The sequence below is a fragment of the Sphingobacterium sp. 2149 genome (genome assembly GCF_031455655.1).
GTDB lineage: Bacteria > Bacteroidota > Bacteroidia > Sphingobacteriales > Sphingobacteriaceae > Sphingobacterium.
This window is the reverse complement of record NZ_JAVDTD010000006.1, coordinates 94,901-113,905: the sequence shown is the minus strand read 5'-3', so window position 1 is coordinate 113,905 and position 19,005 is coordinate 94,901. Positions and strand designations below refer to the sequence as shown.

General features: G+C 37.8%; 18 protein-coding genes. 8 read left to right on the top strand and 10 right to left on the bottom strand.

Features of this window, described 5'->3' with window-relative positions:
- Nucleotides 1–31 precede the first annotated feature (31 nt).
- A complete protein-coding gene (locus tag J2X77_RS10345; RefSeq protein WP_307185357.1) occupies nt 32–949 on the bottom strand; it encodes a diacylglycerol kinase family protein in 918 nt (305 codons plus the stop codon).
- A 51-nt stretch (nt 950–1,000) separates the two neighbouring features.
- Between J2X77_RS10345 and surE the strand changes: the two genes are divergently transcribed.
- On the top strand, nt 1,001–1,753 hold the full coding sequence (gene surE, locus J2X77_RS10340; protein WP_310080650.1) for a 5'/3'-nucleotidase SurE: 753 nt from the start codon (nt 1,001–1,003) through the stop codon (nt 1,751–1,753).
- Nucleotides 1,754–1,790: 37 nt separating this feature from the next.
- Nucleotides 1,791–2,822 (top strand): aldo/keto reductase, encoded by a 1,032-nt coding sequence (locus J2X77_RS10335; protein ID WP_307185359.1) that lies wholly within the window; start codon nt 1,791–1,793, stop codon nt 2,820–2,822.
- 87 nt (nt 2,823–2,909) lie between these two features.
- Here the strand turns inward: J2X77_RS10335 and J2X77_RS10330 are convergent, their stop codons facing one another.
- The 4 genes from J2X77_RS10330 to J2X77_RS10320 form a co-directional block, all read right to left on the bottom strand.
- Nucleotides 2,910–4,100: a GAF domain-containing sensor histidine kinase gene (locus J2X77_RS10330; protein ID WP_307185360.1), complete on the bottom strand. Its 1,191-nt coding sequence runs from the start codon at nt 4,098–4,100 to the stop codon at nt 2,910–2,912.
- 77 nt (nt 4,101–4,177) lie between these two features.
- Complete coding sequence (locus tag J2X77_RS10325) at nt 4,178–5,602, bottom strand: SDR family oxidoreductase (RefSeq protein WP_310080648.1); 1,425 nt, start codon at nt 5,600–5,602, stop codon at nt 4,178–4,180.
- Between the two features lie 207 nt (nt 5,603–5,809).
- A complete protein-coding gene (locus J2X77_RS23735) occupies nt 5,810–5,989 on the bottom strand; it encodes a DUF5670 family protein (protein ID WP_370877874.1) in 180 nt (59 codons plus the stop codon).
- A 258-nt stretch (nt 5,990–6,247) separates the two neighbouring features.
- Nucleotides 6,248–6,763, bottom strand: a complete 516-nt coding sequence (locus tag J2X77_RS10320; RefSeq protein WP_310080646.1) for a ferritin-like domain-containing protein — start codon at nt 6,761–6,763, stop codon at nt 6,248–6,250.
- Between the two features lie 351 nt (nt 6,764–7,114).
- On the opposite strand from J2X77_RS10320, the gene J2X77_RS10315 reads away from it, so the two are divergent.
- From J2X77_RS10315 to J2X77_RS10295, 5 genes are read left to right on the top strand one after another with little or no spacing between them, the layout of a single operon-like run.
- Nucleotides 7,115–7,765, top strand: coding sequence for a MarR family winged helix-turn-helix transcriptional regulator (locus tag J2X77_RS10315; RefSeq protein WP_209577997.1), 651 nt, complete (start codon nt 7,115–7,117; stop codon nt 7,763–7,765).
- 52 nt (nt 7,766–7,817) lie between these two features.
- A complete protein-coding gene (locus tag J2X77_RS10310) occupies nt 7,818–9,296 on the top strand; it encodes a phytoene desaturase family protein (RefSeq protein ID WP_310080643.1) in 1,479 nt (492 codons plus the stop codon).
- A gap of 4 nt (nt 9,297–9,300) precedes the next feature.
- The gene (locus tag J2X77_RS10305) at nt 9,301–10,137 is read left to right on the top strand and encodes a phytoene/squalene synthase family protein (RefSeq protein ID WP_209577999.1); all 837 of its coding nucleotides are present in this window, start codon (nt 9,301–9,303) and stop codon (nt 10,135–10,137) included.
- A 20-nt stretch (nt 10,138–10,157) separates the two neighbouring features.
- Nucleotides 10,158–10,616 (top strand): sterol desaturase family protein, encoded by a 459-nt coding sequence (locus J2X77_RS10300; RefSeq protein ID WP_293884823.1) that lies wholly within the window; start codon nt 10,158–10,160, stop codon nt 10,614–10,616.
- Entirely contained in the window at nt 10,613–11,317 is a 705-nt protein-coding gene (locus J2X77_RS10295; protein WP_310080640.1) for a lycopene cyclase domain-containing protein, read from the top strand. Before J2X77_RS10300 ends, J2X77_RS10295 begins: the two co-directional genes overlap by 4 nt.
- Nucleotides 11,318–11,393: 76 nt before the next feature.
- On the opposite strand, the gene J2X77_RS10290 is transcribed toward J2X77_RS10295, so the two are convergent.
- From J2X77_RS10290 to J2X77_RS10270, 5 genes are all read right to left on the bottom strand, one after another.
- Nucleotides 11,394–12,692: a hypothetical protein gene (locus tag J2X77_RS10290; protein WP_209578001.1), complete on the bottom strand. Its 1,299-nt coding sequence runs from the start codon at nt 12,690–12,692 to the stop codon at nt 11,394–11,396.
- Nucleotides 12,693–12,750: 58 nt separating this feature from the next.
- Nucleotides 12,751–13,452: a LytTR family DNA-binding domain-containing protein gene (locus J2X77_RS10285; protein WP_209578002.1), complete on the bottom strand. Its 702-nt coding sequence runs from the start codon at nt 13,450–13,452 to the stop codon at nt 12,751–12,753.
- Entirely contained in the window at nt 13,449–14,507 is a 1,059-nt protein-coding gene (locus J2X77_RS10280; RefSeq protein WP_209578003.1) for a sensor histidine kinase, read from the bottom strand. The genes J2X77_RS10285 and J2X77_RS10280 overlap by 4 nt, the downstream gene beginning before the upstream one ends.
- Complete coding sequence (locus tag J2X77_RS10275; protein ID WP_310080637.1) at nt 14,498–15,061, bottom strand: histidine kinase; 564 nt, start codon at nt 15,059–15,061, stop codon at nt 14,498–14,500. Before J2X77_RS10275 ends, J2X77_RS10280 begins: the two co-directional genes overlap by 10 nt.
- 495 nt (nt 15,062–15,556) lie before the next feature.
- Entirely contained in the window at nt 15,557–18,058 is a 2,502-nt protein-coding gene (locus J2X77_RS10270; protein WP_310080635.1) for a carboxypeptidase-like regulatory domain-containing protein, read from the bottom strand.
- Between the two features lie 322 nt (nt 18,059–18,380).
- Between J2X77_RS10270 and J2X77_RS10265 the strand changes: the two genes are divergently transcribed.
- Entirely contained in the window at nt 18,381–18,977 is a 597-nt protein-coding gene (locus tag J2X77_RS10265) for an RNA polymerase sigma factor (RefSeq protein ID WP_307185372.1), read from the top strand.
- Nucleotides 18,978–19,005 lie beyond the last annotated feature (28 nt).

Below are 19,005 nucleotides of genomic sequence, written 5' to 3'. Positions count from 1 at the left end.
ACAGCGTTCGTAGCGTTATCGTTGGCGCAAACTATAGCTTACTTTCGCCAGCAACAATTTCAATAAGGTTTTCAAGCAAGGAAATTTTTATTTGCTGGCCGCTGTAACTCCTGCATTCATCATCGATGTGTATTTTTTTGCCTTCCCATTCCATGGTCAACTGACTAGCTCGGATGGGTTTTATTTTCAATGCTACATTGGATCCATTCAATAGCCCGTCAATATAGTCTATAAGTTCCTGCCGTTGCTTTTCAGTTACAATGATGATGTCGAATTGTCCGTCGCCCGGATCAGCATTGGAAGATAAGATTAGTCGAGGCCCCATGCTTGGAATATTCATAACTTCGGCGAGAATACATGCTGTTTCAAAGTGACTTTCTCCTACCTTTATTTTCAGTGTTTTGGCCGGAAACGTTTGGACCAGTTCGCGTAATTGCTGGAGTGCAATTTTTATTTCTTCTTCTGCACTAAGATCTTCATCTAAACTCTTTTTGTCCATTTTTTCCATCAATAAAGGGAATACGCCGAAACCGATAGATTCTATAAAATGGAGTGGCTTTTCTGCTAATCCCAAAATCATTCCTACATCGAATTTTTTAAGTTTACAGTCGTTCCAAAGACCAATGGCTTTTTCACAGTCAAGAGGAATGCCAAGAGAGATAGCAATATTGTTTGCAGTTCCTTGTGGCAGTATGGCGATTGGTCTTTTAAATTTTAGTTTTTTTTCCAATAGCGCTAAAACTGCAGTTCTGATCGTGCCATCACCGCCGGCCAAGGCAATAATATCAGTCTGCGGATCGATCTTCTTGACAGCATGCTGTTTTGCGACTACTGTACAATTGTGTCCAAGATTTTCAATCAATTGACATAGTTCATCTTTGTCCCCATTCGTATCATCCCCAGCGGTAGGGTTATGTACTAATCTTATGTTTTTGCCATGTTCTTTCATAACAATTGAACAAAGCATGGCTGAGATTGGTTTTTAAACAAATGAACAACTATGAATATACTTATTACTAACGACGATGGCATTTATTCGCCTGGTATCGCAGCACTGGCAAGAATAGCGAAACAGTTTGGCACGGTAAAAATTGTGGCACCCGATGTGGAACAGTCTTCAATGGGACATGCGATTACGCATTCCCGGCCGCTAAGTTACCGGCGTGCCCCTATTACTTTCGAAGATATTGAAGCTTTTAGGGTCAATGGAACTCCGGCAGATTGCGTAGCATTGGGTTTACATATGTTTCCTGATACGCAGGTTGTACTTTCCGGTATCAATATGGGACCAAATCTTGGTAATTCCATGTGGCATTCGGGTACACTAGCTGCTGCAAAGCAGGCCACTCTTCTTGGCATTACGGGTATTGCGTTGAGCACCCCTGTCGGAAAGACTGAACCGGATTTTGATGGCTTATCTGAATGGACAAGGGATGTGCTAAAAATATTAATTGAAAATGAAGAACCCTTTGAAAACAAAGAACCCGCTCTGTACAATGTGAATTTCCCAGCCCAACCTCAGGGCATAGCATGGACAAGGCAATCAGTAAGGTTGTATGATGGTAGGGTTGTCGCTGGAGAAGATCCTATGGGAAGGGAAAACTATTGGATCACTGTCATACCTTTAGAACCTGCTGATAAAGGCACAGATCGCTGGGCAGTAGAACACAATTTAGTGTCCATTACACCTTTACGTCTTGATCTTACTGCGCATGATGAACTTGCGGAAAGAGTGAAACACGAGCAAAGTTAATTCAATGGAGCTAATCGAACGGGAAAATTAAACATTAATGGAAAAAGATATGAATGCAACAGAAAATTTAATGCAGAAGGAAAGATTTCGTCCAGTTGATAAGGCAGGATTGGGAGGCGTAGCTTTAGGTAATGGATTTCAGCACCATACTGATTATGAATGTTTGAAGACAGTAGAAGCGGCGTGGAAGGCTGGAATACGACTCTTTGACACTTCCCCATGGTACGGTTTAGGTATAAGCGAACGTCGAATGGGCTTATTTTTAAAAGATCAACCTAGGGAAAGTTTCACTTTGTCAACAAAAGTGGGTAGACTCATGTTACCTCAAGAGGATTTTAACATGGACCAGTTGCTGTGGAAGGGGAAATTAAATTTTGGGTACCGTTATGATTATACTGCATCAGGTGTAAGAAGGAGCTTAGAAGACAGTTTACAACGCTTAGGACTGTCTTCGATAGATATGGTATTTATTCATGACCTTTCACCAGACAATGGAGATATGAAAGACAGCTATGCTTATTATTTTGAGCAAGCTGCTAACGGTGCGATGCCTGAATTGACTAGGATGAGAGAAGAAGGGCTTATTAAAGGCTGGGGGCTGGGAGTTAATACCGTAGAACCGATTTTACAGACATTGGACGTTGCAGACCCAGATGTTTTTCTTTCAGCCTGTCAGTATTCGCTGATAAAACACGAGGAAGGGCTGAATGAAGTTTTTCCTAAAGTCGCTGAAAGAGGTGTTTCAATTGTTGTGGGAGCGCCATTATGTGCTGGATTTTTAGCTGGGAAAGACCGTTATCTCTACGATGGAAATTTCCCTGCGGGTGTAAAGGAAAAACTAAATGCATTGCATCAGGTCGCAAAAAATCACAACGTCGATCTTCGCACAGCAGCATTGCAATTTTCGGCCGCTCCTGAAGAAGTATCTGGGGTGATACCGGGTGCACATACTGCTGAGCAGGCGGTAGAAAATGCAAATTCTTTTAACGCTAAGATCCCCACCGACTTTTGGAGCGAGCTAAAACATGAGAAACTTATTGAACAAAACTGTCCAGTACCAAACATGTGATTACTTGACAAGATTTAGGGTGTGATTGGCACACCCTCTTTGAACCGATGTGAATTGGGCATTATTTTAGATCAGCTTAAATATATGTCATGGAATAGACCTCGTGAAATCTGCCGGGATAAGCAGTTTGAAAGTAATTTTACTGTTGTCTAAGTGAACGGTTATGGTCCCTTTGTGAAGTTTTGCTATTTCACGTGCAATAAATAATCCTAATCCCAAACCTTTGCTATTGGCTCCTCTTGTAAACGGTTCGAACAAGTTTGATAAATCCGACATGTGCTGTGGGAATATGAGGTCATTCGTAACGCTAAAAATAAATTGCCCATCATCAATGCATGCGTTGATTTCTATGTTTTTATTAGGATCCCCATGCTTTATTGCATTTCCGACTAAATTTGCAACGGCTCGTCCCATCTTATGTTGATCACAGCGTATCTCAGTCGGAAGATCGATGTTGGCAATTAACTTTTGATGATGCAAAAACTCATATTCTGATAGGATTTGTCTAATTACCGTATCTATTCGGAAACATTCATTAATTATTGAGGGTTTATTTTCAAGACGAATACTACTAAAATCCAATATATCATCGATCATCCCTTTCATCCGAAAAGACGCTTCTTCTATTTTCTTTATTAAGCGTTTTTGGTTATCATCTTTTACACTTCCCACCAAGTATTGTGATATCACCTTTACGATACTGACAGGGTTATTTAGATCGTGGGCCAGGGCTGTTAAAATGAGTTCTCTGTTTTTAGTGTAACTAAGCTCCTGTTTTAATGCACTTCTCGCGTTATTTAAGCCGAATATCGTGTTAAAGTCTAGTGCAATTAAATCACTGCAAATTGGGAGAAGCGTTTCCAACTTGTTTCGGTCCAAATGTACAGGTTCCGCATGCATAAAACTCATGTGCCCCACAATAGCGTCATTCTTGTTAATTATTGGATAAGAGATATAACTTTTTAAGCCGAATTCCTGCAGCACGTGAGCCCATTGATCAACAGTACATTGTGCGCTATCATCAATGTAAATAGGGGAAAAACCTGTTCTGATTTCCTGATATATTTTAACATAAGTGTCACTATTTTTATCAACTATTTGTTGAGACTGATAATCATAAACGCACCAATTTCCCCATTTTAGTCCATCTTTCTTACGTATCAACCCATATCTCATTTTGGTCTGACTACAAAGTTCCTCCAGAATTCGTTGACAGGTATTGAAGTCGCTTTTATTGGATGTGCTGTACGGTTTATTTATTTGATTTGGGATGGTCATTTTTTTTTGCGTTGTTAGCTACGTGAACCCATCAGTGGGTAATCATTTCTCAGTGAAAATACAACATAGTTTCCATATTATTTTTCCAATTTCGCAATTTGCTCGATTAGGCCTTTAAATATAAAGGCGTGAAAGGGTAGCACGGCATACCAATATAGCCTACCTGAAATTCCCAATGGCCTAAAAGTCGCAGTTTGTATCAACGTTTGTCCTTCGATTTTAAATTCGAGCCATGCTTCGCCCGGTAATTTCATCTCTGCATAGAGAAGTAGTCTTTTCTGTTTTTTATCTGCAATTAGGACACGCCAAAAATCAAGGGTGTCACCTGCGGAAAGATCAGTTTTGCTTTTCCGCCCTCGTCGCATGCCGACCCCACCAACCAATTGATCCATAAAGCCTCTAATTTTCCAAAGCCAATTGCCATAGTACCAACCCGATTGTCCGCCTATAGACCAAATTTTGTTTAATGAAGTGTCACTGTTGCCGAGTGTCACGCTACGAACATCTTTAAAGCAACCATAAGCCGGCACTTCCAACAGTCTGCTTAATCCTCCAGATAGAATAGTACTGGTCTGCGCATCTTTCCAGCTCGAAATCACATGGTTACTTTCAATTTTTTGGAAAGCCAATTGGATAGCCGTTCGGTAGTTTATCAGTGATATGCCAAGTTGCTCGGCAAGGCGATTTGGTTTACATATCACTTCTACTTTCATGCTGTCAACTAAGTTTTTAGCCAAATTGTATGAAGTGGAAGTAACAAAATAGAGCCAGTAGGAAGATAGCCTTGGCGTCATAACAGGAACAATATAAATATGTCTCGTAAGCTTTCTCTCAGCGGCATACTGCAAAAGCATTTCTTTGTAAGTAAGAACATCCGGACCACCAATATCATAACTTTTATGGTATGTTTCAGCGTTTAGTACAACACCTACCATAAATTCAATGACATTCCGGATGGCTATTGGCTGGCATTTCGTTTTAAGCCATTTTGGCGTGACCATAATCGGCAGTTTCTCTACTAAATCGCGTATGATTTCGAAAGAAGCGCTACCTGACCCGACAATTATACCAGCCCTTAATGTTGTAATGGGAATTGAACCACTTGCTAATACCTTTTCTACATTTTTCCTTGAATCCAGGTGTTTGGACAGCTGGTTGGAATTACTTATTCCACTCAAATAGATAATCTGCTGTGCTTTGGTCAACTCAATGAAATTTTTGAAGTTGGTGGCGCATTCAATTTCCATGCGTTGAAAGTCACCAGTTTGGGTAGCCATCGAATGTATCAGGTAATAAGCTACGTCAAAGTCAGTTGGCAAGTTTTTGAGTGTCTCTTTATCTAGAAAATCTACTTCGATAACTTTTATATTATGCTGTTCAGTTGGAATATTGAGCCGATCTTTATCCCTCACACAGCAGATAAGCTCATGTCCTTGCTCCAATAATACGGGTAAGAGGCGTTTGGCAATATAGCCCGTCACACCTGTCAAGAGAACCTTCATAAGCCATTACATCTTTTATTTGTGTTGTTTCCTATATAAATATCCTAAAATTTAGATAAATATTTAAATTTACTTCGCGGTTTAGCTAGTTATTCTTTCCTGAGCATTGTACAAATCTGCCTTTTTTTGTAAATAGTCGGGGCTTTTACAAATAGAATAAATATAGCTTTTCCATTATATGATGCGTAGGGGAGTTTCGGTAATAACTTATTCCTCAGATCTGCTAGCCTCGCGGCTCCCATTAACCGTTATTGCACGAAATATAAAGGTTACAACGGCCAGAATTAATAAAACATGAACAGTATCTTCTGTTACGAACCCGCCAAGAAAAGTAACCGCCCAAATAATGATTATGCTAACGGCTATCGAATACAATAAATCTTCCATATGCTATTTCTTGATTGGAGAACAATATCCCGATGAAATCGTTTAAAATTTGATCGGAAAAGATAACGCTCAATTTCGATATTTGGAGGAGATATATATTTCTTGTACGATTAAAATTAATCAATGCGTACTCGGAATATAGAAGTTTAAAAGCGTGATTCCCTTATGCTACCCAGCAGATAAAATGGAATTCATATCGCGGCACAGGATTTGAAACGAGAAATGCCCGATTGTTCGGGCATTTCTCGTTATTCATTATTAAGCAGATTCATTTACGCCTGAAACAGCAATTTCTGTAAGTAACGTATCTGTTTCCTTTTCTTCATCAAGTGTTTGTTGTAGCAATTGCTCTGCTTCTGAATGTTTCATCAGCTTTGCAAATGTAACCAGACAACCATAACTTGCTATTTCATAATGTTCAACTTTTTGCGCTGCAGAAATAAGCGCTGCATCCAATGCTGGGTCTCCTTCAAAATTTTCGATAATCTCGTCAGCTTCCTCTAGGAGCCCCTCCATGGCTTTGCATTTCTTACCTCGAGCGGCGATTCCCAATACGGAAAACACTTCCTTAAGCCGCTCAATCTGCTGTTCGGTCTGGCCATGATGTTTTTCAAATGCCTGTTTCAGCTGTTCATCTTCGGCTGCCTTGCTCATTTTCTTTAACCCTTTTAAAAGTTGTTTTTCAGCACCCAAAATATCTTTTAATTCGTCTACAAATAACTCATGTAAATGCTCATTTGGCATTTTTTTTTGATTTTGATTCGATTTTGCCATAATTCTTTTTTAGAGATGGACATCTGTCAAAATGAGATCGTTTTTAAAATCTCATTTTCATTTCTTCATCTTCACTGGCATTCGTCAATTGGTGACAATAAAACCCTTACATTCTTTTGCTCCATATAGTCGAAGTGAGCTTAATCGTATCATTCGTAACAAAATTTAATACATATGCGGTTTATTTGATCTCACATTCAGATTTTATTGCTGTTTTTTAGTATATTACGAACTAATAGTAATTCAGAATTAAGCTCTATATTATTTTTATTGGTTTAATTTTATCCTAAAACAACCCTTTTTTTTTATACATAAAACTATAATAGTATATTAGTGTTCTAATTTGTGTGTATGAAGTATAAGCTTTTAAAAGAAATCATTGGATTAGTCGAGGAATTTGACGCGGAAACAGAAGTTACTGATAGCTTTAGCGATGACTCCGATGGATTTAAGCGTTGGATAACGGCAAAGGAAACAGGAACTTCTGTTGAGCCCTATTGGGAAGGAAAGGAAAATGGGCGCACGCCAGAAAGTGTAATCAGCACCTTACTTGTGCATATGAATAGGTTTGCAAAAAGCTATTCCAAAGCGGCTATATGGGAATCTGATTTTTCAACCCAAGAGGAATATATATATCTTATTACCCTTAGGTCATTTGGTGAGATGACAAAAATGGAGCTAATCAGGAGGAATATTCATGAAAAACCAGCGGGTATGGCCATTATTAACCGTTTAATCAAACAAGGATGGATTAGCCAGCAAAGTTCAGAATCGGATCGTCGAAGTAAAGTGATTTATATTACGGAAAATGGTCGATTAGCTTTAGATCAACAAATGGAAAAAATACGGCATGCAACACAAATTGTTTCAGGTAATTTGACATACAGTGAAAAAATAACATTAATAAGTCTATTGGATAAACTGAGCAGATTTCATCAGGTAATTTACGATAAGAATATTTCACCAGATAAACTGTTGGAGCAGATCAATATAGCGAAATAACATCCATAGTTTAATTAACATCAGTGAAGAAGAAGGAATCAAATTAACATAAATGAAGAAGAAGGTAGCAGTTATAGGTGCGGGTTTTTCAGGTCTTTCAGCTGCGGCTTATCTCGCTCAGGCTGGATGCGACGTACATGTTTATGAAAAGCATACGGTGCCCGGTGGGAGGGCGAGACAGTTTGACACAGTTGAAGGATTTAAATTTGATATGGGACCAAGCTGGTACTGGATGCCTGATATCATTGAGTCATTTTTTTTAGATTTTGATTGCAGTACAGCTGATTTTTTTGAGCTCGTTTCGCTCAATCCGCAATTTGAAATGATATTTAGTTCAGGACAGATTAGCGTACCCGAATCTTATCCGGAATTAAATCAGTTGTTTGAGCAGATCGAACCTGGAGCGGGTGAGCAGCTGGATAAATTTATGGAGGCTGCCAAATTTAAGTATGAGGTAGGCATGCGCGACTTTGTCAATAAACCCTGTCACAATTGGAGTGAATTTCTGTCCCCTAAGATTGCTCTTAGTGCTTTTAAGCTCGATCTGCTTTCTAATTTTAGATCCTATGTTGCTAAATATTTTAAGGACCAGAGGCTACGCACATTAATGGAATTTCCTGTTATATTTTTGGGTGCTTCACCCAAAGATATTCCGGCCTTATATAGCCTAATGAATTATGGCGGTTATGCATTAGGTACTCATTATCCAAAAGGAGGTTTTTTTCAATTGGTGCTAGCGATGCAACAGGTGGCTGAGAAGCAAGGCGTAACTTTTCATTTCGATCATAATGTCGCTGGAATGAGGGTTAAAAATAATACGATCAGTTCGCTGGAGATTAACGGAGTGTATCATGATTATGATGTTGTGGTTGCCTCGGCAGATTATCATCATATTGAAACATTATTAGATAAAGAGTTCAGAAACTACGATGAGGATTACTGGAAAACCAGAACGTTTGCACCATCCAGTTTGATATATTACTTAGGTATGAAGTCTCCTATTCCTAATTTAACGCATCACACCTTGTTTTTTGAGCATCCATTGGACGATCATATTGAATGTATCTATGGCGAAAAGAAGTGGCCTCAGAATCCTTTGTTTTATGCTTGTTGTCCATCCAAAACGGATCCCAATGTGGCGCCTGCAAATACGGAGAATCTTTTCTTATTAATGCCATTGGCTACAGCTATTTCGGACGATGAAGAAACGCGTGAAAAATATCTTATTCATATGTTAAAGCGTCTAGAAAAGCATACTGGTTCAAATATGTTATATGAACAGATCGTATATAAAAGAAGTTACTGTGTGAGCGACTTTGTAAGCGATTATAATGCTTATGGCGGAAATGCTTATGGATTAGCAAATACATTGAAACAAACAGCGGTATTGAAACCGAAGATCAGGAACAAGAAAGTTAAGAATCTTTTTTATACAGGGCAGCTGACGGTGCCCGGCCCCGGGGTACCTCCATCCATTATATCGGGTAAGATAGTCGCCAAAGAAGCCATTGAATTATTGCGTAAATTATAAGATCATGAAAAAACTATTTGATGAACTCGCTTATGAAGTGAGCAAAAAAACAACTGAAAAGTATAGTACAAGTTTTTCGCTCGGTATTTTGGCTCTAAAGCCGAGCATTCGTTCAAGTATTTATGCGATATATGGTTATGTACGATTGGCTGATGAAATTGTCGATAGTTTTCATGGTTATGACAAGCAACGGTTATTGGGGCGACTTTATTTGGAAACCACCAATGCTTTAGATGAAGGTATTTCGTTAAACCCTATCCTGCAATCTTTTCAGGAAACCGTACGCAAATATAATATTGATATGTCCCTTATCAATCAATTTCTTCATAGTATGGAGATGGATCTCAACAAAGTTGAGTACAATTCAGAACGCTACAAGGAATATATTTATGGTTCTGCAGAAGTCGTGGGACTGATGTGTCTACAGGTTTTTTGTGAAGGCGACCGTCAGCGCTATGAAGAGCTAAAGCCTTATGCCATGAAGCTCGGTTCGGCATTTCAAAAAATCAATTTTTTACGCGATCTAAAAGAAGATTATCAGGTGCTTGGACGCACCTATTTTCCAAATTTGGATATGGGCCAATTCGATAATATCATGAAACGTCGTATCGAAGAGGAAATTCATACCGAATTTAAAGAAGCACTTTTGGGAATCAAGAAGTTACCTGCGTCGTCTAAGTTTGGAGTCTATTTAGCTTATAAATATTATCTCTCTCTCTTTTCACAGATCCGAAAGAAATCTTCTGAAGAAATTTTGGAAAATAGGATTAGAATACCTAATATTCAAAAAGCTTATGTCGCAGTTAAAAGTTACGTGCGCTATAAGGCGGCTTATTTATAAATCCATCAGCTTATCGCAATATGAACCTGATTATTATACTGCTCACTTTTATCGCCATGGAAGGCGCTACCTGGTTAATTCATAAATATATTATGCATGGCTTCTTATGGATGCTCCATAGGGATCACCATGATCATAGTAACGAGGGATTTTTGGAGAAAAATGATTACTTCTTCATTATTTTTGCTGTTCCGACCATCGCCCTAATGTATTTTGGCTCTTTAAGAGATTACAATTATCTTTTTTATATCGGCATTGGGATTATGCTGTATGGTTTGGCTTATTTTTTCGTTCACGACATCTTTATACATCAGCGTTTCAAATGGATGAGTAAAACAAATAATCGTTATTTTTTGGCTCTTCGGCGTGCTCACAAGCAGCATCACAAACATTTGGGCAAGGAAGAAGGGGAATGTTTCGGTTTTCTGTATGTGCCAATGAAATACTTTAAAATGTATTCTAACAATGAAAAAATATGATGCAATATACTTATTCGCTTATCTTATTCTTTACGGTAGTAATCTGTTTTGTCGCATCCTTCGACAAGCGGCTTCGATTCGACCGTGAATTTTTTCCATTCTTAAAAGCAGCTGCGCTTGTTGCTATATTTTTTATCGCTTGGGATGTGTGGTTTACGAGTGAGGGAGTTTGGTGGTTTGACACAAGATATACTTTAGGACTGGTGATAGCAGGACTGCCAATAGAAGAGTGGCTATTCTTTATCTTCATTCCTTTTTCTTGTATTTTTACTTATTTTTGCATTGACAAATTTTTTAAACTGCAATCCCTTTCCGCCTTTAACAACATCGTCGTTTTTGTAAGCATCATTATATGCGCCGTGGTTGCTCTCCGTTATACAGATCGAATTTATACCCTGGTAACCGCTGTGGTCACTATTTTAACACTGTTGATTTTCCATTTTGTTTTACGCGTGCAATGGATTACGCAAGCCTCTTTGGTTTTTACCCTGCTCATGTTGGGATTTTTACCTGTGAATGGTATACTCACGGGAACTGGATTGGAATCGCCGATAGTGAATTACAACCCAATGGAATTTATGGGCATCAGGATACTGACGATTCCTGTAGAAGATGCGGTATATGGCTATACACAGTTTTTATTGGTTCTCTATTTTTTCAAGAAATTTCAAAATAAAGGTTTGGCTTCAATAGCGAAGTGAGACGCATTGGAGCAATCGGATTAAAGATACGTATGCTGCATATGTCCGTAGAGGAGCTGATTCCCACTTCATTTTGTTATTTTATTTCTACATGCTTTAAGTAAAAATTGTTTTGTTGATCAATTTCTATCGTGTAATTGCTATTGAGCTCTAGTGTCCATCCATCCCCCTTAATGAGATTTTTTTCAATGGATATAGGTTTAGTGATGGATATCTTTTTCCAATCAGGACTAATTAAAGCCCCATTTGTGACATCTAAAATCCCCCAAGCATCTGTAATTCGGGTAGTGGGATAGTATGTGCCCAAGTTTTCGATCGGAATGATGGTTCTAGGGTCGAAAGAATAGTTCATTTTTTCGAAATGAATTTCAAAATGAGAAGATTCGACAAACTTGTTTTTGTAAGTTTTGACTAAGCGTTTATTTTCAGCATCCCTTTTATTTTCTTCTTCAAAAATTACAGCTGCATTATATGCTTTGGAAAGATTCTTAAAATTTTGTTCAGTTGGCGGAAGGAGAGAAATTGCAAACTTGCGAATAAATAATGCTGTTAGGTCAGTTTCTTTATCTATTTTTTTATTCCAATCGTTATCCTTTTTATACAGCAGATAACCATAAGTTGGCGTCGTTTGGTAGGCAAATGATCTTACAAAGGTGCGATTGTTTTGAGATCGGTTAATACCATTTATAAGATATTGTTTTGTCGATTCATCGCTGCGGGCACTGACTATTATTCCTGTAAATTCGGCAATTCCTTCGTTAATTTCCAATAAATTCTCATTTTTAGCAGCTTCATCGAATAACATGTATCTATATTTTCTAAAAAATAGGGCATTGGTGAGATGACGTTTCATGTCATTTTTATGTGTGGACATTAAAGCTTGTTTTAAAGCTTCAAATTCAAGACGTAAGCTAATCCGGCCATCTTTTTCGTCGAGGTGATTATTGTTCGCATTATTTAGTGAGAAACCCAAATCAGGTTGTATACGATGAAATGACTCATGTGCAAGCAGATTTATACGATCATCCCTGTTTTCTGGAAGTGGCAACATAATCATTGCCCACCTCTTGTCATTCCAATCCAGTGCCGTGTTAGAAAAATTGACCTCCTGAGGTAGAATTCCAGTATATAAGTTAGCTGATGGTTTTAAAGCTTTTTTTCCATCCAATTCGTTGGCATAGATTGTGCGTGTGGCGGGATCAATAAGAAGAATTGGTCCGTATATACTTTTATTCCATAACTTGAAACTCTGATCTGAGGCAGTTTTGAGCTCTTCAAACCATGAGTTGATATTGGCTGTTTCATATTGCTTACGTTGTGCATAAGCCTGCGCAGTAAGATGGATAATAAAGAGAAGAGTAAATATTTTTTTCATAACTGTATGGGAAATAATTGACTTTCAAAATAGGCTGGCCAGCTTAAATTAAAAAGTATTAAGGGAGAATCTCTTGAAAAAAGGTATCATGATAGGTTTTGCCAATCGCAATTTCATATTTGTCGATAAACACGTCATTATGGTCAAATGAGTCGATTTTATGTTTATTGATGATATAGGAGCGATTTATCCGTAAGAAAATAGATTTTGGAAGCCAGTCATGTATATTCTTTATGGTCATACGTGTAATCACGCGTTGATCTTCCATTTGGAAAATGACATAATCTTTAAGAGATTCAATAAAAAGAATTTCGTTGAGATTGATCTTAAAAAATCTACGGTCAGATTTTACAAAAATATAATCATCCGTGATTTGCTCTAAATTTTTATTCTCTTCATCCAAAAGAAGTCCATGATAAACAATCGCCTTGTCTACAGCTTTACGAAAACGAACGGTATCAATAGGTTTAACAAGATAATCGATTGCGTCGACCTCATAGCTGTCTACAGCATATTCGGAATAAGCGGTGGTAAAAATCACAAGCGTATTTTTGGGAATATTTTGTGCAAACTCAATTCCGTTAATTTCCGGCATATTGATATCCAGAAAGATTAAATCAACAGCGTTTTGTTGTATAAATGTACCCGCAGAAACAGCATTGTTGAAACTTTCAAGAAGTTCAAGAGATGCAATCTGATCGACTAGTTTCCTTATTCCTTTACGCGCTATAGGCTCGTCATCTACAATGATACATCTCATAATAGTAGCGTTAATTTTACGATATAATTTTGTTCTGTTTCTTCTATTTCTAAAGCGTGCCGATTTTCGTAAAGCAACTGTAATCTACGAACGATATTGCTCAATCCGATACCCCCCCTTTCTGTTTGCCTTTGGTTTATAGATTTTGAATTTTCACATATAAAAATAAGGGATTCTTTTTCTAATTGAAAGGATATATTAACATAAGATATGCCATTACTGTTCAGGTTGTGTTTAACAGCATTTTCTACAAAAGGAATGAATAACAAAGGAGCAACAATTACTTTATTGCTATCTCCCCAAATTTTTATATTGAACTCAAATTGGTCCCTTCTGACTTTCTCCAATTCCAAATAGTCTGTCAATAGACATAGATCGTCAGACAATAAAACTTTATCCCTGCTGTTGTTAGTGAACTGGTATTGCAATAAATCATCGAGTTTGGTTAGAATATGGGCTGCCATGTTAGGATCTTCATCCACCAGTATATTGGCATTATTAATCGTATTGAATAAAAAATGAGGATTGATTTGACTCTTTAAAAATTTGAGTTCCGATTCAGTAGTTGCTTTTTGTAACTCCTGCTGCTTCATCTTGCTCTTTATTAAAGGCTTAAAGAGTAAAAGCGATGAAGTGCCGAAAATAAATAGGATGATTGCCAGTAAGCTGGATGCTAAACTGAGAAATATCGCTGTAGCGCTGGGATCGTTTCGGCTGACTGCGATATCGTAGAACATATTTTGCAGGACCATCACTATCAATAAAGCAAATACGGAAAATAACACGACAGCGATTAAATAATGTATCAGCTTATCTTTGGCTAAAAAGAAGGGGAATAGCAGGTAAACGTTTACATAAACCAGCATATTCATAAACAAATAGTAGGCTACCCAACCGCAAGTTCTGTCGAAAGATAGGTTTAGTTTATCAGGCGCATCGAAGAATATCCCAATTGAAATTAACAGCATAAATAGTTGCATACAAAGATGCCTGTGTATGCTGTAGCGATCTTCAATTAAGAAAGCAATTTCTTTATTTTCTACGGCTATTTCCATTCCTTAAGATCTAGTTGAAGACTGATATTTCCGGATTCAATAGTAAATATATATAAATCAGGATAGAGCATATTTAATTTGTCGGTTATTTCCATTTTGTATTCCGGGGGGAATAGATAAGTGTTCTCATAGTTTACGATAAAGCGTATTTTTTTTTCTGAAATTTCAACGTTAATACTTAAGCTTTTAATTTCATTTGCTATCAGCAGGGACTGTATCAATACGATTAATAAAAGAGGAGAAATCAGCAAATTGTTGGTTTTTCCCTTTACCTCCAGAACATATTCAAAACGGCTATCTTCAATAAATTTTTTTAATTGTAGTAAGTTTTTTAGGAAGATTATTTCGGAATTAAGGAAAACTTTATTTCTATCGCAGTCATAGAGTTGGTAGCGCAGTAAATGACCGAGTAACATCAATATTTGTGAGGCTTTTTGTGGATCTGATGCGGTTATTAAGGCCGCTTTACGTAAGGCTCTCGACATAAAGATTGGCGAAACTTGCCCTTTCAGTTTGTTAACTTCTGTTTCAAGGAAGTTCTGCTCCAGCATCATCACATCTTCGTTCTTTTTATTCCATTTTCGAAAGAGTTTTATAACTGACATGCTCCATAGACAGATTATAGTCATTGCTGAGGAAGATAGACTGTCTATTAGGATAATTGGATTGCTATAGGATGTTATGCGATGCGGTAGACTCAAAATTGCGCGTATGGAATATTCCAAAACAAGCGTGCAGCCCATAAGCGCTACCACAAAAGATACTAACAAAAGGATATAAATGGTATAGTTTTCCTTTAACAAGAACTTTGGTATGAGGTAAAAATAATTCAGATATGTTGTTAGTAGGTAAGTGACAAATGAGAGAAAACAAATTAAAAAGATAGTGTTTCCCAAAGAAGACATAATGTCTTGATACACTATAAATGTTTGATTAAAAGTAATAATAACTAAGGTTAAAATAAAGGTTAGATGCCTCCATGGTCTATAATTGGAGGCAAATAAAAAATGATACGGTTTGCTTTGGCTCATATAGGTACTAAAATTACATTAAAAATCCATTCTATACAGTATATTAAAAAGTGATGTTGCCTGTTTTTTGGGTTCTATGGCCCCTGTATTTAGATTATATTGATGTCCATAATACTCTTTTGCGCCTGTAACATTCAGCCATTTGATTGCAATCTCGTGCGATCGTTTCAACCTGTTAAGTCTATAACTTATCGAATAATTAGCGATAAACATGGGGGAGAATTGTTTAGCAAATGCATTTTTTTCCTCGTATTGGATTTCTTTATCAGGATGGTTAAGGGAAGACTTTTCCAATACCGGAGCATATCGTTCTCCTCCTTGCAAGGTCAATTTCAGGTTAACGCTTAGTAGATCCCGTTGCTGTTTGTCCATAAACCATTCTTTGCCTGTCAATCCATTAATCATAAAACGCCTGTTAAATTTGCCGTTATGCCAAATGGCGTCTCCACCCGCAAATTTGGCATCAAATAGAGTGGCGGTCAACATATAATAAACACCTTTTTGTAAGTAGCGCTCGATTGTAATATCCAATCCGACATGCTGTCCTTTGCCCCGGTTCACCAGCGCATCTTCCACGTAGAATAGGTTGCGGTTAAGGATGGAATATGAGCTATCCGCAATTACTGGCACATGGAAGAGATATTGATAAAACGGTTCTAGTTTGATATGCATGTTATCCGACAGTTTATATTGATAGGATAAAGACATATGGTGCGCTTTGGTGAAATCAACATCCTTGTTTAGTGGTTGGCCATTGCCTCTATCTTTTACAAGGAATACGTCCATCTTCTCCATACGGCTATGTAGGCCATAAGCCATGGCAATCGAGCTTTTAGGTCCTGAAGACCACTTTATAGCAGCTCGTGGTTCAACCGTCCAATGGTTATTCAGGGTTAATAGCTGTGCATTGAGCCCTAATGTTACATAGATTTTTTGGTTAAATTCAATTAATGAACTGCTGTAAGCTGAAAGCAATGTGGTAGTCCCTTTTCCTTCGGAAATTGCCAGCAATGGTTTTCCTACAAAAGGTGAACTATCCAGCTGGGTGTTGTAATACATGTTTGTTACCGTAAAGCCGGTTTTATTGCTATACTTCTCCGCATATTTTTTATCAAAGGAAGATGTTAAAATCACATTGGTATAGCGGTTTCTTAAATTTAAATAGGGCATTTCGGTACTATCGTTGAAGATATCTTCGGTTGCCTTATTAGTTGAATGGGTAGTGGCCAAAGTGGTACGAAGAACTCCTCCATTCTCAAAAAAATAGCGATGGGTAATGCCGGCTGCTGCAGACATCTGGTCTGTTTTTGAGGATTTACGATCATCCATATACTTCCAGCTTGATTCTGATTCTTTTTTTGTACGGAACCTATCGGCTAATGCGTTTCCCCAAATTGAAAATGTTCCTTTATGCTTACTCGGAAAGTTTAATTTAAAATTTAGATCCTGATAGTCCAATAACTGCCCATTAGTTTCTCCTGTGCTAAGTTTGCTCATTAAGCCTGTTGTAGAATAGCGGTAATTAATCAAATAAGAAGCATCATTATTCGTACTAAAAGGTCCCTCCGAAGCGAAATCGAAGCCCAATAACCCTGCCTGGAAGGCATGTTCATGTTTCCGATTATTTCCTGTCCGCAATTTAAGGTCAAATACCCCTGATACGGCATTGTTATATTCTGCAGGAAAGGCGCTATTATAGAAGTCCGAGTTGGCTAAAACATTTGTGCTCAATGAAGTCAGTATGCCGCCGCCCAAAGTCGCTATATCTGCAAAGTGATTTGGATTCGGTATTTCTATTCCCTCAAGTTTCCACTGAAGCATACTTGGTGCATTCCCATGTACTGAGATGCCATTATTTCCAAGACTTGAAGATACCCCGGCAAAAGAACTAACCAGACGGGCGGGATCATCCATTCCGCCAGCATAGCGATTCATTTCTTCAATCCGAAGTAAACGTCCTCCAGTCAGCGCCATTTTATTTGAAGCTCTTTCCTTATTGGCTGCCACTACCACGTCTTTCAATACGTAATGCGTCGGATCCATTGCAATTTCTAATGCGATCTCTTTTTTAGAAGTTAGCATAATCTCTTTAATCACTGTAAGCTCGTAGCCTAAGCAATAAGCCTGTACGGTATATCGTCCGACTGGAAGATTGGGCAAAACGAATTCACCCTTATCGGAGGTTATTGCAACCAAACCTGGTTTTTCCAACACTCGGATAGATACGGCAGCGAGCTGTTGGCCGGACAATCGATCTGTAACGACCCCGCCTATTTTTTGTGTTGGGGGAATCTGAGCATGAACAGCCGTAGAAATTAAGGTGAACAAGAATATAATGACGATTTTATCCTTTAATTTTTCCATAATTTTATAGAGTAAATCGAAGCTATGTCGAAGCCCCTTTTTTCGCGCTAATTTTTGGCTGAGTACGATTTCGAGTGCATCCAGGACTCTTTCGCATTCAGGGGCTGATACTTGGGATAGTTTTGAGATCTGTTCTATTGTTTCTTTTCTATTCATTCTTAAATCTGATTACGGTTCAAATTTATCGGTCTAAAAAAGTTCCTTTAGCGATATGAGACGAAATGACGCTAATGAGCGACAGAAATATGTATAGCTAGGGTCATGCGATAGCATAGGCAGTTCCCGACCAATTGCAAATCGATAAATAGGGGCATGTTTACCTGATTGCATACTGATGTAATATGTATTTCTTATTTTTGTATACCTAGTATTGCCTATGCATATCTAATCAATGATTAGATTGATCGAAAAAAATTGCTAGATTTGAATTAAATTTTATCTACTTAAACTGAAAAGCAAAAACGGCTCAAATTTATAAATGAACTCTGATCAACAGATTTGGCAAATGTTTCAAGTTGGACATGAACCTTCGTTCAAAATACTTTTTGAACGCTACAACCACCTGTTGTTCAATTATGGATTTAAATTTACGCAAGACGAAGAAATCATCGAAGATAGTATTCAAGAGCTATTTGTAAAACTATGGTGCAATAGGGATACCTTAAGTGCGGATGTTGCTGTAAAGAACTATCTTTTTAAAGCGTTTCGAAGGACGTTGATCAAGAAAATAGAACAATCGCTGCGAAGGGCAGATGTTGCTCAATCTTCCCTCGATTATTTGCCCTTTACCATCGAATTACCTCACGATCTCAGTATGATACGTCAAGAGCGTGCGCAGGAAATTAGAGATAAGCTTGATCAAGCACTTCAGCAGATGACAACACGCCAAAGAGAAGTTATACATCTCCGGTTTTTTGATGAATTGCCTTATGACGAAATCGCCGAAATTATGGGACTCTCTACTAAAGATACTTACAAATTGTATTATAGGGCTCTCGATAGTTTGAGAAAACACTTTGGTGCATTTGGTTTATTGGTATTACTGCACATACTTAACACGCTACGCTATCCTTAAATTTTTCACCTATCTTCAAATTTCACTC